Origin of the sequence: Gemmobacter megaterium, assembly GCF_900156815.1 — a bacterium.
Classification (GTDB): domain Bacteria; phylum Pseudomonadota; class Alphaproteobacteria; order Rhodobacterales; family Rhodobacteraceae; genus Wagnerdoeblera; species Wagnerdoeblera megaterium.
On sequence record NZ_FTOT01000002.1, the window covers coordinates 632,137 to 645,010 of the forward strand.

The 12,874-nt window shown below is 64.7% G+C and carries 10 protein-coding genes; all 10 read left to right on the top strand.

Annotation, left to right across the window (positions count from 1 at the left end):
• Positions 1-19 precede the first annotated feature (19 nt).
• Positions 20-982, top strand: a complete 963-nt coding sequence (locus BW970_RS07525) for a 2-hydroxyacid dehydrogenase (protein ID WP_076529778.1) — start codon at positions 20-22, stop codon at positions 980-982.
• Positions 983-1,021: 39 nt separating this feature from the next.
• Entirely contained in the window at positions 1,022-2,644 is a 1,623-nt protein-coding gene (locus tag BW970_RS07530) for an amidohydrolase (protein ID WP_076529779.1), read from the top strand.
• A 98-nt stretch (positions 2,645-2,742) separates the two neighbouring features.
• On the top strand, positions 2,743-4,359 hold the full coding sequence (locus BW970_RS07535; RefSeq protein ID WP_076529780.1) for an amidohydrolase: 1,617 nt from the start codon (positions 2,743-2,745) through the stop codon (positions 4,357-4,359).
• 3 nt (positions 4,360-4,362) lie between these two features.
• A complete protein-coding gene (locus BW970_RS07540) occupies positions 4,363-5,301 on the top strand; it encodes an ABC transporter permease (RefSeq protein ID WP_076529781.1) in 939 nt (312 codons plus the stop codon).
• Positions 5,298-6,191 carry an ABC transporter permease gene (locus tag BW970_RS07545; RefSeq protein WP_076529782.1) on the top strand — a complete coding sequence of 298 codons (894 nt, stop codon included), beginning with the start codon at positions 5,298-5,300 and terminating at the stop codon, positions 6,189-6,191. Before BW970_RS07540 ends, BW970_RS07545 begins: the two co-directional genes overlap by 4 nt.
• Before the next feature lie 98 nt (positions 6,192-6,289).
• Positions 6,290-7,876: an ABC transporter substrate-binding protein gene (locus BW970_RS07550; RefSeq protein WP_076529783.1), complete on the top strand. Its 1,587-nt coding sequence runs from the start codon at positions 6,290-6,292 to the stop codon at positions 7,874-7,876.
• A gap of 74 nt (positions 7,877-7,950) precedes the next feature.
• Positions 7,951-8,937, top strand: a complete 987-nt coding sequence (locus BW970_RS07555; RefSeq protein ID WP_076529784.1) for an ABC transporter ATP-binding protein — start codon at positions 7,951-7,953, stop codon at positions 8,935-8,937.
• The gene (locus BW970_RS07560; protein ID WP_076529785.1) at positions 8,934-9,998 is read left to right on the top strand and encodes an ABC transporter ATP-binding protein; all 1,065 of its coding nucleotides are present in this window, start codon (positions 8,934-8,936) and stop codon (positions 9,996-9,998) included. Before BW970_RS07555 ends, BW970_RS07560 begins: the two co-directional genes overlap by 4 nt.
• 12 nt (positions 9,999-10,010) lie before the next feature.
• The gene (locus BW970_RS07565; RefSeq protein WP_076529786.1) at positions 10,011-11,444 is read left to right on the top strand and encodes an amidohydrolase family protein; all 1,434 of its coding nucleotides are present in this window, start codon (positions 10,011-10,013) and stop codon (positions 11,442-11,444) included.
• 54 nt (positions 11,445-11,498) lie between these two features.
• Positions 11,499-12,845 (top strand): aspartate aminotransferase family protein, encoded by a 1,347-nt coding sequence (locus tag BW970_RS07570; protein ID WP_076529787.1) that lies wholly within the window; start codon positions 11,499-11,501, stop codon positions 12,843-12,845.
• Positions 12,846-12,874 lie beyond the last annotated feature (29 nt).

The following is a 12,874-nucleotide window of genomic DNA, read 5'->3' on the forward strand; positions in this document are numbered from 1 at the left end:
GCTGGCAAAAGCTCGCCCGATGACCCAGGGACAGCCCCCCGAGGTGCTGAATATCGTCGCACTGTCGCGGGTGTTCGACCTGCCAGAGCTGTTTGCCGCCGCCAATACGCCGACCGTTCGGGTCATCGGCCCCGATCAGGTGACGGATCCGTCGCAGATCGAGGTCGCCATCAGTTGGGCGCCCGAACCCGACGCCTTTGCCCGCTATCCCAACCTGCGGATGGTATCGTCCATCGCCGCAGGGGTGGACCGCATCCTGACCTGCCCGTCGTTGCCCCCGCATGTCGCCGTGACACGCATCCGCGATCAGGCACAGGCCGACATGATGGCCGGTTTCGCGGCATGGCATGTGGTCTGGCATCATCGGCGGATGGGCACCTATGTGGCCAACCAGCCCAAACGCCTGTGGGAGCGCAGCTTTCAGGCCCCGCCCCCTGGGCAGGTGCGGGTGGGCATCCTGGGCTATGGCCTGATGGGCCAATCCTGCGCGCGGGCGATCGCCGCCATGGGGTTTGCCGTCACCGCCGCGCGCCAGTCGCAGGGCGGCGCGCATCCCCCCGATGGGATCACGGTGATTACGGGGCACGAAGCGATTCAGACGGTGGCCGCGCAATCGGACATCCTGATCAACGTGCTGCCGCTGACAGACAGCACCCGCGACGTGCTGAACGCCGCGCTGTTCGCCCGGATGCCGCAAGGTGCGGTTCTGGTACAGATCGGGCGCGGGGAACATCTGGTCGAGGCAGATCTGCTGGCCGCGCTGTCCGCGGGCCATCTGGGCGGGGCCAGCGTGGATGTGTTCCGCACCGAACCGCCCCCACCGGACCATCCCTTCTGGGATCATCCAGCAATCCTGATCACGCCGCATCGTGCCTCTGACACCAGCCGCCCTGAAATCCTGCGGCAGATTGCCGAGAATTATGCCGCCCTCAAGGCTGGCCGCCAGCCACCGGGCGCGGTCAGCCGCGCGGCTGGCTACTGAAACCCGCAGGGCCCCGCCCCGCACCCAAGGAGACTGCCCATGACCGCCCCGACCCGCATTCTGACCAACGGTAAAATCTGGTGCGGCCTTGCCGAAGGCTTTGCCGAGGCGTTGGCCATTTCCGGCGACAAGGTTCTGGCCACCGGCACGGCAGACGACATCGCGGCGCTGGCAGGCCCCGATACGGATGTGATCGACCTTGAAGGCCGTCTGGCCGTGCCAGGGCTGAACGATGCCCACCTGCATCTGCACATGTATGGCAAAAGCCTTGTCGAACTCGACATGCGGCCAGAGGCAGGCATCACCAGCGTTCAGGCCTTTGTGGACCGGGTGGCCGAGGCGGTGAAGAACGCCAAACCCGGCCAGTGGATCCTGGGGCGCGGCTTTGACCATGACAAGCTGGATGAACGCCGCTTTCCCACCCGGCACGAACTGGATGCGGTATCGCCGGACAATCCGGTCTATCTGTCGCGCACCTGCGGCCATTCGGCGGTGGCCAATACCGTCACCCTGCGCGCCGCCGACATCGGTCACAACACCCCCGACCCGTTCGGCGGCAAGATCGAGCGCGTGGCAGGCGATCTGACCGGCGTTCTGTACGAAAACGCCCGCGCGCCGGTGATGGCCATCCTGCCGCCCTTGTCCGAGGAAGAACTGGTCGATGCCATCGAACGTGGTGGCAAAAGCCTGCTGTCCTACGGCATTACCTCCTGCATGGAGGCCGCCATCGGCCTACAGGTCGGCACCGTCGAGCTGGATGCCTATCTGACCGCGCGCAAGGCCAACCGGATTCCCGTCCGCGTCGCAGGCACGTTGATGGGCGATCTGGAACGCAACGTGCTGGACTATGCCTATCAGAAGGGTCTGGTAACAGGCGTGGGCGATGACATCTTCCGCATCGGGCCGGTGAAATATTTCACCGATGGCTCTGCCGGGGCGGGCACCGCCTGGATGTCGAAAGCCTATGAGAACGACCCGACGAACTTTGGCGTCCAGTGCCTGACACAGGAACAGACCGACGCGCTGACCATGATCGCGCATGAACGCGGCTATCAACTGGCCCCCCATGCCATCGGGGATGCCGCCATCGACATGGTGCTGAACGCCTATGAAAAGGCCTATGCCGCCAGTCCCGCCCCGGACCGCCGCCATCGCATCGAACATTGCGGCTGGCACAAGCCCGAGGATCTGCCCCGCATGATCGAGATGGGCGTGATCCCGGCCGGGCAGCCCAGCTTCCTGTACTTCTTCGGCGAAGGCTACCACACCATCCTGGGCGACGAACGCCCGCAGCATTGTTACCCGTTCAAGACCTGGCTCGACAGCGGGCTGCACCCTTCGGCCTCGACCGATTGCCCGGTCACTTCGCCCGATCCGCTGCCCTGCCTGTACGCGCTGGTCGCCCGGCGGTCGGACAGCGGCAAGCCGCTGGGGCTGGATCAGGCGCTGACCATGGCCGAAGCGCTGCACCTCTACACCTACGAGGCCGCCTATGGCGTGCATGACGAAGAGCGCAAGGGCCGCCTGATCCCCGGACAACTGGCCGATGTCGCGGTGTTCGACACCGATTTCTTCACGGTGCCGCACAAGGACATCCTCAAGGCGCGCTGCCTGATGACGATGTTGGGCGGCGAGGTGGTGTACCGCGCCGAAGCCGCCTGACCCATGGACCGGCCTGCGCGGTCGTTCCGCGCCAGCCGGTCCGCCCATACCTTAGCCAGACAGGACCACGCCATGACCTCAGCCAATAGGACCGCCCGATGAACCCCGATCTGATCCTGACCAACGGCAAGATCTGGTGCGGCATGACCGAAGGCTTTGCCGAGGCGCTGGCGATTGCGGGCGATACGGTGCTTGCCACCGGCAGCGCCGAAGACATGGCCGCGCTGGCCGGGCCGGACACCCAGGTGATCGACCTGGGCGGGCGGCTGGCCACACCGGGGCTGTATGACGTGCATACCCATCTGTCACTGTTCGGGCTGGGGCTGAAACACCTGGATCTGAACCCCGGCCGGGTACAGACCATCGACAGTCTGCTGGGCATCGTGGCCGAGGCGGCGAAAACCCGCAAACCGGGTGAATGGATCATCGGGCGCGGCTATGACCATGCCAAACTGGCTGAATACCGCCACCCCACCCGGCGCGAACTGGATGCGGTGGCCCCTGACAACCCGGTCTATATCTCGCGGGCCTGCGGACATGTCGGGGTGGCGAACACGGTTGCGCTGACCATGGCGGGCATCGGGCACAACACCCCGGACCCCGACGGCGGCGCGATCCAGCGGGCGAACGGCGAATTGACGGGGCTTCTGGCTGAGAACGCCCGCCGCCCCGTGCTGGATCTGCAACCCGAACCGGGGCTGGCCGATTACGTCGATGCCATCGAGGCCGGCGGGCGCCTGATGCTGGCCTATGGGATCACCTCGACCATGGATGCCGCAGTCGGCATGAGCCATGGCTGGACCGAATTTCTGGCCTATCAGGCGGCAAAGGACAGCGGGCGCCTGCCGGTGCGCGTGTCGATGTGCCTGATCGGCGACAAGGACCGCGACATCCTGGATCAGGCCATCGCCGAAGGGCACACTTCGGGCAGCGGCTGCGACATGCTGCGCGTGGGTCCGGTCAAATTCTTCATCGACGGCAGCCTTGGCGGCAAGACCGCGGCGATGAAGGACGCCTATCCCGGCACCAGCGATCGCGGAATCTTCTGCCTGTCGGATGACGATTGCAACGCGCTGGCCAAGCGCGCGCATGACAACGGGTTTCAACTGGCCGTCCATGCCATCGGCGATGCCGGGATCGAACAGTTCCTGTCCGCCGTGCGGCTAGCACAGGCGGCCAATCCCGCGCCAGACCGACGCCACCGGATCGAACATTGCGGCTGGGTCACGCCCGACCAGATCGCCACCATGCAGGAGCTGGGCGTGATCCCCGGCCCGCAACCCGATTTCATCTATTACTTCGGCGACCAGTATGTCGAGGCGATGGGGAAGGAACGGGCCGATACCTCCTACCCCATGCGGGCCTGGATCGACGCGGGGCTGCGCCCCTCGGCCTCGACCGATTGCCCGGTCACGGCGCTGAACCCCTTTGCCGGGCTGTACGCCATGGTCACGCGCACCACCGACAAGGGCACTGTCCTCGGGGCCGACCAATGCCTGACCATGGCCGAAGCGCTGAACGCCTATACGCTCGACTCGGCCTATGCCACGCATGACGAGGCCCGAAAGGGACGCCTGGTGCCAGGACAACTGGCTGATATCGCCGTCTTTTCGCAGGATCTGTTCGCCATTCCACCTGCGGCCATTCTGGAAACCGGCTGCGTGATGACCCTGCTGGGCGGCAAGGTCGTGCATGACACCATGACGGGGGGCTAGGCCATGGTTGCAACGCTGCTGCGACGTATCGGCCTGTCGATCCCGGTTCTGCTGGGCGTAATGGTCTTCGGTTTTTTGCTGCTGCAAATGGTGCCCGGCGATCCGGCCATCGTGTTGGCCGGACCGACCGCCCCGCCCGAAGTGGTCGAGGCGATCCGCAAATCCATGGGACTGGACCGGCCGCTGATCGTACAGTTCTGGATGTATTTCGAACGCATCCTTGCCGGAGATCTGGGCCGGTCGATGATTTCGAACAAGCCGGTAACAGAGGAACTAGCCGCTGCCATCGGCCCCACCATCGAACTGATGGTCGCCTGCCTGATCTGGTCCATCCCGCTGGGCATCGCCATGGGCACCGTCGCGGCGATGAAACGTGGCTCGCTGGTGGACCGGGCTGTGATGGCGCTGTCGGTGGCCGGCGTATCGCTGCCGGTCTTCTTCATCTGCCTGCTGCTGATCCAGCTTTTCGGCATCACCTTTCGCTGGCTGCCCTTTGTGGGGCGCGGCGGCCCGGTCTGGACGCTGGAGGGCCTGCGCCATCTGGCCCTGCCCGCCATGTCGCTGGGCATGGTGTTCATCGGGCCGGTGGCGCGCATGACCCGGTCGTCCGTGCTGGAGGTGCTGAAGCTGGATCATGTGCGCACCGCACGCTCGAAAGGGCTGACCGAACGCGCGGTGGTCATACGGCACGCGCTGCGCAATGCGCTGATCCCGGTTGTCACGCTGGTGGGATTGCAGGCGGGCTATCTGCTGGGCGGTGCTGTCGTGACAGAGACCATCTTCGGGTGGCCGGGCGTCGGTCGGCTGGCCGTGGGCGCGATCCTGTCGAGCGATTTCACCATCGCGCAGGGCTGCATCCTGGTCATGGCGCTGACCTTCATCGCCATCAACCTGATCGTCGACATCCTCTATTCCGTGCTTGATCCGAGGGTGCAGAAATGACCGATGCAACTGCCGGAACCGTCGCGCAAACCACCACCCCGCCACAACGCCGTTCCTGGTGGCGCCGCCTGCTGCGCGACCGCGCCGCCGTTCTGGCGCTGGTGGTGTTGGCGCTGATCTTTGCCGCCGCAGCACTTGCGCCGTGGATCGCGCCCTATGACCCCTATGCCAGTTCACGCAAGGTGATGCTGCCTCCCGCCTGGGCCGCGCGCGGAACGATGGAGCATTTGCTGGGAACCGATCCGCAAGGGCGCGACATCCTTAGCCGTCTGCTGTATGGCACCCGCCTGACATTGCTGATCGGGTTGTCCAGCATCCTGATCGGCGGGATGTTCGGCTCTTTCCTCGGGCTGCTGGCGGCGTTCTATGGCCGGCTCGACCCCTGGATCATGCGGGTCTCCGACGTGCTGCTGTCGCTGCCCGCCATCCTGCTGGGGCTGGCCTTGGTAGCTGCGATGGGACAGGGCATCATGCCGGTGGTTCTGGCGCTGATCATCTCGACCATTCCAGACTGCGCGCGCATTGCCCGCGGCATTGCCATGGGCATCATGAAACAGGAATTCATCGAGGCGGGCCGCGCCCTTGGTCTGCCCGACAGGCAGTTGTTCGTGCGCTATCTGCTGCGCAATGCGATTTCCTCGATCCTGATCTTTCTCAGCCTGCGGTTCGGGCAGTTGATCCTGATTGCCGCATCGCTGTCGTTCCTGGGGCTGGGCGCCCGCCCGCCGGTGGCCGAACTGGGGATGATGGCGGCACAGGGGCGCGATTTCTTTCTGTTCGCGCCACATATCGCCGTGATCCCCTCGGTGCTGATCCTGATCATCGTGCTGGCAGCCAATATCGCCGGCGACGCGCTGCGCGACGTGCTGGACCCGCGCCTGCAAACCTGAACCTGCGGGCGCAGTGCCGCCCGCCCCTTCTCAACACGGCCACCAAACGAGCCGCGAGCGACCTGCAACCAAGACCACCCAACAAGGAGCCCGACGCGATGTTTTCCAGAAAGTCATCCCTGCTGCTGAGCGCGGCACTTGCCGCCGCGCTTCCGGCCGCCGGCCTTCAGGCGCAAGAGGTCAAGCTGGCCCGCCTGATCGATTCCAACAGCTATGATCCGCACAAGACCACCGCGACAGCCGCGGCCGAGGTGCTGTTCATGATCGCCGATACGCTCGTGGCGATCGACTCCGACATGAAGACGCTGCATCCGGGACTGGCCAAGAGCTGGGACATTTCCGAAGACGGCCTGACCTACACCTTCCATCTGCGCGATGACGTCACCTTCTGCGATGGCAAGAAGATGACCGCCGCCGATGTCGCCTTCAGCTTTAACCGCTGGATCGACCCCGAGGTGAAATCGCCCGTCGCCTGGCGCGCTGGTCAGGTCGATGCGATCACCGCCATTGACGATACCACACTGGAATACAAGCTGAAGGCGCCGTTCTCGGAACTGCTGTATCAGCTCACCCAGAACTTTGCGGTGGTGATCGACAAGGAAACGGTGGACAGGCTGGGCCCCGATTTCGGCGTGGCGGGTTTCAACGGCACCGGGCCGTTCTGCTGGGGCGAATGGCTGCCGCGTGACCGGTTCACCATGACGCGCAACCCCAACTATACCTGGGGCCCCGAGATCTATGAAAACACCGGCCCGGCCAAGGTGGAAAAGATCACCTGGAGCATCATCCCCGAGGCGAACACCATCACCGCCGCGCTGATGACCGGCCAGATCGACGCCACCAACTATGCCCCGCATATCTCGCTCGACCAGTTCGAGACGATGCCGGGGTTTGTGGTCAGCCCGTCGGATTCGGCGCGCTACACCTATTTCGTCGGCTTCAAGCTGGACAAGCCGACCGTGTCCGATCTGGCGGTGCGCCAGGCGATGAACTATGCCTTTGACCGCGTGGCCCTGGTCGAGGACCAGTTCTATGGCAAGGTGCTGCCCGCCTACAGCTATATCGCCACCGATACACTGGACTGGAGTGCCGATGTCGAAAAGGTGCTGATCCAGAACTACGACATCGACAAGGCCAAGGCGCTGCTGGATGAAGCGGGCTGGTCGGTTGGCTCTGACGGGATCCGCGAAAAGGACGGGGTAAAGCTCAAGCCCGTGCTCTACAGCCTGTCGGGCGTATGGCCCAACATCATTCAGGCATTGCAGGCCGAACTGCTGAAGGTCGGTATCGACCTTGAACTGAACGTCTTTGACCCGACCGTGGGCTGGGGCAAGCTGGCGACCCAGGAATTCGACATGTTCACCATGGCCTATCCCTATGTCTCGGCCGGCGACGCGATGAACCTGTATTTCCGCTCGGGCAACACCCCTGCCCCGAACCGCACCAACTGGAAGGACGCGGAAACCGATGCCTGGCTGGCCGCCGGTTCCGCCGCACTCAGCGATGCAGAACGGGCCGAAAACTTTGGCAAGGTGCTCTACAAGGTGCACGAGGCCGTGAACTGGCTGCCGCTGTACCACGCGCCTATCATCATCGTGCAGTCCGACAAGCTGAAGCCGATGACCGCGCATCCGATCTATGGCGCGGCCTATTACAAGGGCCTGGGCATCGAGCCCGCGCAATAAGCCCCCACCATGGCCGGTCCCGCCTGCGCGGGCCCGGCCCCTGACTCCTGCCCCAGCCAGCCCCGGAGCCCCCGATGCCAGATGCCCAACCGCTTCTCGAGGTGCGCGACCTCCATGTCCATTTCAACACCGATGCCGGTCTGTTCCGCGCGGTGGACGGCATCAGTTTTTCGGTGCGCAAGGGGGCAACGCTGGGGATCGTGGGGGAATCCGGCTGCGGCAAGTCCGTGACATCGCTGGCCATCATGCGGCTGCTGGCGCAGCCGGTGGCGCAATATGCGGGCGGCGACATCCTGTTCCAGGGCCAAAGCCTGCTGGCGCTGTCGGAACCCGACATGCGCAAGATGCGCGGCGGCAAGATCGGGATGATCTTTCAGGAACCGATGACCAGCCTGAACCCGGTCTATACCATTGCCGATCAGATCATAGAATCCCTGCGCGCCCATGGCGTGACCGACAAGGCGCAAGCCCGCGCCATCGAAATGCTGAAGCTGGTCGGCCTGCCCTCGCCCGAAAAGCGCGCCGATGATTACCCGCACCAGCTTTCGGGCGGACAGCGGCAGCGCGTGATGATTGCCCTTGCGCTGGCGAACGACCCGCAACTGCTGATCGCGGACGAACCGACCACTGCGCTGGATGTGACCATCCAGGCGCAGATCCTGGCGCTGATGCGTGATCTGTCGGCACGGACCGGCGCGGCCATCGTGCTGATCACCCATGATCTGGGCGTGGTGGCGGAAACCTGTGACGAGGTGGTGGTGATGTATGCGGGCAATGTGGTGGAACGCGCGCCCGTCGCCTCGCTGTTTGCCGCACCGCAACACCCCTATACCATCGGCCTGATGGCGGCCGTGCCGCGCATCGACAGCACCGCCGACCGGCTGGAGACGATCCCCGGATCGGTGCCCCCGCCCTATATGGTGATCCCCGGCTGCAAGTTCGCCTCGCGCTGCCCGATGGCGGATGCGCGCTGCACCGGCGAACGCCCCCCCCTGCGCGAGATTGCCCCGGCGCATTTCGTCGCCTGCTGGTATGCACCCATCGAGGAGGCCGCCCAATGAAACCGCCCGTGCTGGAGGCTGTGAACCTGACCAAGCACTATCCGGTGCACAAGGGCATCCTGAACCGCCAGATCGGCGCGGTGCAAGCCGTGTCTGATGTCAGCTTTCGCCTGATGGAAGGGGAAACGCTGGCCATCGTCGGGGAATCCGGCTGCGGAAAATCCACCCTGGGCCGGGCGTTGCTGCGGCTGTCGGAACCGACGGCGGGCAATGTGCTGCTGGACGGGCGCGACATCACCACCCTGCCGACGGGACAACTGCGCACCACCCGGCGCGAGATGCAGATGGTGTTCCAGGACCCGTTCGGATCGCTCAACCCTCGCATGACGGTGCGCGAAACGCTGCTGGAACCGATCATCCTGCACGGCGTCGCCACGGGGGCCGACGCCGATGCCATGGTGTCGGAGCTGCTGAAAACCGTGGGCCTGTCGGAATTCCATGCCGGGCGTTATCCGCATGAGTTTTCCGGCGGCCAGCGCCAGCGCATCTGCATCGCCCGCGCGTTGGCGACAAAACCACGGCTGATTGTCTGCGACGAGCCGGTCTCGGCGCTGGATGTGTCGGTTCAGGCGCAGATCGTCAACCTGCTCCAGGATCTGCAACGCCAGTTCGGCCTGTCCTACGTGTTCATCAGCCATGACCTTGCCGTGGTGCGCCACATCGCCGACCGGGTGGCGGTGATGTATCTGGGGCGCATCGTGGAAATGGGCGATGCCGAAACGCTGTTCCACGATCCGCGCCATCCCTATACCCGCGCGCTGGTCGCGGCGGCGCCCAAACCCATGCCCGGCGCCGTGCTGCCCGACCGCGCGGTCAAGGGCGACATGCCCAGTGCGCTGAACCCGCCATCGGGCTGCGCCTTCCACACCCGCTGCCCCATTGCGCGCGATGTCTGTTCGCGCGACCGGCCCGACTTGCGCGAGACCGGCGGCAAGCTGGTCGCCTGCCATTTCCCCGACGAGGCGGCCACGATCCCCGCCCCGGCCACCGCGCCGATGTCGGACGTTCTGCAAAAACGGCTGGCGGTGCTGGAGCAGCGCCGCCGCGCCGCGCTCGTGTAAAGGGAGGACACCATGCGCACCGTCATCAACGCCGGCCACATCATCGCCTATCAGGACGGGGGCCATCGCCACCTGACAGACGGGCATATCGTGGTGGAGAACGACCGCATCGCCCATGTCGGTGGCGGGGCCTTTGAGGGCACGGCAGACGAGATCATCGACGCCCGCCACCAGATTCTGACGCCCGGCTTCGTCAACACCCATGCCCATATCAGCGAGTCGCCGCTGGACAAGTCCTTTGTCGAGGATCGCGGCCCGCGTAACTTCTACCTCTCGGGGCTGTTCGAGTTTCTGACGGCACGCAAGGGCGCGCTGACCGATCAGGCGCGGCAGGCAGCGGTGGATTTCTCGATGGCCGAACTGATCCGCACCGGCACCACGACCATTGTCGAGATGGGGCTGATGGGGCCCTATGTGGCCGAACAGGCGGAAAAATCCGGCCTGCGCGCCTGGATCGGCGAGATGTACTCCTCAACCACCTGGTACACCGATGATGGCCGCACCGTCGGCTATCGCCCGCGCGGCGACGATGGGGCAGCGGGCCTGGCCCAGGCCGTGAAGTTCATCGAGGATGTCTCGGGCCGCGCCAACGGGCGCATCCAGGGTTTCCTCAGCCCTGCGCAGGTGGACACCTGTTCCGAGGATTTGTTGCGCAAGACCAAGGCCCTTGCGGCCGATATGGGGGTGCCGACCGCGCTGCACACGTCGCAATCGGTGCCGGAATTCCAGGAAATGGTGCGCCGCCATGGCTGTTCGCCCATCGAATGGCTGGACCGGATCGGGTTTCTGGGGCCGGAACTGCTGATGGGCCATGCGATCATGCCGGGCGGCTCCAGTTGGGTGAACTATCATGCGCCAGATCTGGATCTGCTGGTGGACAGCGGCACCAATGTCACCCATTGCGTCTGGGTCTATTGCCGCCGCGGCATCGCCATGGAAAGCTATTCGAAATACCTTGCCAAGGGCATCAACATGACCCTGGGCACCGACACCTGCCCACAAAGCATGATCGAGGGGCTGCGCTGGACCGCCGTGATGTCCAAGGTGCAGGACCGCCGGACCGAGGTGGCGACGGCCGCCGATGTCTTCAACTCGGCCACGCTCGCTGGGGCCAAGGCGCTGGGGCGCGACGATATTGGCCGGATCGCCAAGGGGGCCAAGGCCGATCTGCTGTTCTGGGATATCGCCAGCACCTTCATGACGCCGATGCGCGACCCTGTGCGCAACATTGTCTATTCGGCCCAGACAAATGACCTGAAATCCAGCATGATCGACGGACATTTCGTGATGCGCGACCACATCATTCCCGGCTATGACGAGGCGACGCTTGCCGCAAACCTGCAAAAGGGGGCCCAGCACATGTGGGACCATATGCATGTCGAGGACTGGGCGCACCGCAGCATTGACGAGCTGTCGCCGAACAGCTTCCCCGCATACCGCGCCTGACCGGCGCCCCGGTGCCCCGCAAGGGGCATCCCTTCAGGAAAAGGCAGACGACCCATGGACATGCTTCCCAACTCGACCGAAGCCCGCGACATCCGCTATCAGATGCCCGCCGCCGCCGACATGCGCAAACACGAAGAGACCGGATCGGTCGTCATCGAACGCGGCGAAGGCATCTATGTCTACGACAACACCGGCAAGCGGTATATCGAGGGGCTTGCCGGGCTGTGGTCGGTGGCGGTGGGCTTTGGCGAACCGCGTCTGGCCAAGGCGGCCTTTGACCAGATGTCCAAACTGCCCTATTACCACCAGTTCAACTACAAGACCCATGGCCCTTCGGTCGATCTGGCAGAAAAGCTGCTGTCGCTGATCCCGTTCCCGATGTCGAAGGTGCATTTCACCTCGTCCGGGTCCGAAGCGAATGATCTGGTCGCCAAGATGGTCTGGTACCGCTCGAACGCCATGGGGCGGCCGGAAAAGAAAAAGATCATCGGCCGGATCAAGGGCTATCACGGCGTGACCATCGCCGCCGGGTCAATCACCGGGATCGAGCGCAACCATACCAGCTTCGACCTGCCCCTCGACCGGATGATCCACACCTCCTGCCCCAGCTACGAGCTGTTCGGCAAGGAGGGCGAGTCCGAGGCCGACTTCACCGCCCGGATGCTGGCCGATCTGGAGGCATTGATCGAACGCGAAGGCGCCGACACCATCGCCGCGATGTGGGGCGAGCCGGTGATGGGCGCAGGCGGCGTGCTGCCGCCCCCGGCAGGCTATTGGGCCGGGGTGCAGGCGATCCTGCGCAAGCACGATATCCTGCTGGTTGCCGACGAGGTGATCTGTGGCTTTGGCCGGACGGGCAAGATGTTCGCCTGCGAAACCTATGACATCGTGCCCGATGTGCTGGTGCTGTCCAAGCAACTGTCGTCCTCGTATCTGCCGCTGTCGGCCATCGTGATCAACGATGCCTTCTACCAGCCCATCGCGGATGAATCGCACCGCATCGGGTCGTTCGGGCATGGGTTCACGGCCTCGGGCCATCCGGTCGCCACCGCAGTGGGGTTGGAGAACGTCAAGATCATCGAAGAACGCGATCTGGTTGGCAATGCAGCGCGTCTGGCACAGATGTTCCAGGCCGGGATCAAGGATCTGGCCACCCATCCGCTGGCCGACCATGCGCGCGGTGTCGGCCTGATCGGGGCGGTGGAACTCAAGGGTTGGGACAAGCCGGGGCAGGCTGGCACCGCCGTAGCCGACCGGATGCAGGCCGAAGGGCTGATCATTCGCGGGATCGGCGATGCGATCTGCTTCTGCCCGCCGCTGATCATCACCGAGGCGCAGGTGACAGAGATGTTCGCCATTGCCCGCGCGGCGATGGATGCCGTTGCCGCAGAGCGCGGCTGACAGCGTTGACGCGGGGGGGCACAAGCCCG

Coding starts and splice junctions, on each gene's coding strand:
- BW970_RS07555 (WP_076529784.1), top strand. CDS start 7,951: ATGCCAGATGCCCAACCGCTTCTCGAGGTGCGCGACCTCCATGTCCAT.
- BW970_RS07570 (WP_076529787.1), top strand. CDS start 11,499: ATGGACATGCTTCCCAACTCGACCGAAGCCCGCGACATCCGCTATCAG.
- BW970_RS07545 (WP_076529782.1), top strand. CDS start 5,298: ATGACCGATGCAACTGCCGGAACCGTCGCGCAAACCACCACCCCGCCA.
- BW970_RS07535 (WP_076529780.1), top strand. CDS start 2,743: ATGAACCCCGATCTGATCCTGACCAACGGCAAGATCTGGTGCGGCATG.
- BW970_RS07525 (WP_076529778.1), top strand. CDS start 20: ATGACCCAGGGACAGCCCCCCGAGGTGCTGAATATCGTCGCACTGTCG.
- BW970_RS07540 (WP_076529781.1), top strand. CDS start 4,363: ATGGTTGCAACGCTGCTGCGACGTATCGGCCTGTCGATCCCGGTTCTG.
- BW970_RS07565 (WP_076529786.1), top strand. CDS start 10,011: ATGCGCACCGTCATCAACGCCGGCCACATCATCGCCTATCAGGACGGG.
- BW970_RS07550 (WP_076529783.1), top strand. CDS start 6,290: ATGTTTTCCAGAAAGTCATCCCTGCTGCTGAGCGCGGCACTTGCCGCC.
- BW970_RS07560 (WP_076529785.1), top strand. CDS start 8,934: ATGAAACCGCCCGTGCTGGAGGCTGTGAACCTGACCAAGCACTATCCG.
- BW970_RS07530 (WP_076529779.1), top strand. CDS start 1,022: ATGACCGCCCCGACCCGCATTCTGACCAACGGTAAAATCTGGTGCGGC.